This is a genomic window from Acidiphilium iwatense (assembly GCF_021556475.1).
In the GTDB taxonomy this organism is placed as follows: Bacteria; Pseudomonadota; Alphaproteobacteria; order Acetobacterales; family Acetobacteraceae; genus Acidiphilium; species Acidiphilium iwatense.
Genome location: NZ_JAKGBZ010000146.1, coordinates 1 through 1212, shown reverse-complemented (window position 1 = coordinate 1212; position 1212 = coordinate 1). Strand labels below are relative to the sequence as shown.

Annotated in this window: 1 protein-coding gene; it reads left to right on the top strand. The window is 66.7% G+C overall.

Annotated features, from left to right (window positions below; genetic code table 11):
- Positions 1-82: 82 nt before the first annotated feature.
- A partial coding sequence (locus tag L2A60_RS20830; RefSeq protein WP_235706305.1) for an IS66 family transposase occupies positions 83-1212 on the top strand: 1130 nt, incomplete at its 3' end.

The window sequence follows — 1212 nt, the reverse complement described above, 5'->3', positions numbered from 1 at the left end:
GTATCTGCTCATCCTGGTCCGTCGGCCAGTTGAATCGATTGTGAATTGACGTGACCACGGCGGATACGATTCGACGGGAGGCGTGAGCGAGCTTCCTGACCTGTCCCTTCTATCGCATGCTGAGAAAGACGCGCTGATCCGCGCGCTGTGGGACGCGTTGCAAGCGTCCGAACGCAGGAACGCGGAACTGGCAATCCGGCTTTCGGCTGCGGAACGCCGGATTGCGGAGTTGGAGGCGCGGCTGAACGAGCCGCCGAAGCGGCCGGACAATTCGAGCCTGCCGCCATCGCGCGGGCAGAAGCCAAACCGGCCCGAGAAAGGTCCGCGCAAGGGGCCCCGCAAAGGCAGTCTCGGCCGTGAGGGCGGCGGTCGCTTGCTTGCCGAGAACCCCGACCAGACGGTGATCGCGAAGGCGGCGCATTGCCAGCACTGCCGTGCCGCGCTGACTGACGCGGATCAGCGCCTCGCGCAGCGCTACGACAGGATCGACCTGCCGCCGATCAAGCCGATCGTCACCCGCGTCGAACGCTATGCCGGCCATTGTCCGTGCTGTGGGGCGACCACGCTGGCAGCCGTCCCGGAAGGCATGGAAGCCGGCACGCCATTCAGCCTCAACCTCGTGGCGCTCGCGATCTACCTGCGCGTCATCCATGCGGTCAGCTACCGGCGGCTGTCGCGCCTGTTCACCGAGCTGTTCGGCCTGGCGATCAGCGAAGGCGCGCTGGATGCCGCATTCCGCCGCGCCAAGCCGGGCTTCGATGCCGATGTCGGCGCCATCCTCGCCCGACTGCGCCGCGCGCGGGTCGTCTGCTCCGACGAAACCTCGGTGCGGATCAACGGCCGGACCCATTGGAACTGGGCGGAGCCTGCCAAGGTTCCGCCGATGCGCAGCATCGGTGGAAGGCTGGCGGAGGGATTTCAGAACGACGAAGTCGTCATCCATGTGATCCGGCCAAGCCGGGGCGCCAACGTCGTCGCCGAGGTAATGGACGGCCATCGCCCCGCTATCTGGGTCTCCGATCTCTATGGCGCCCAGCGCGGTCATGCCGATGACTGGCAGATTCGCCTCGCCCACCAACTCCGCGACTGCAAATTCGCGATCGAAGCTGGCGATATGATTTTCGCGCCGCGGATGAAGGCCCTGCTGCTCCGCGCCGTCGTGCTGGCAAGGCGGCATCGCGCCCTGGCCGAAGCCACAAGACGGGCCTGGCG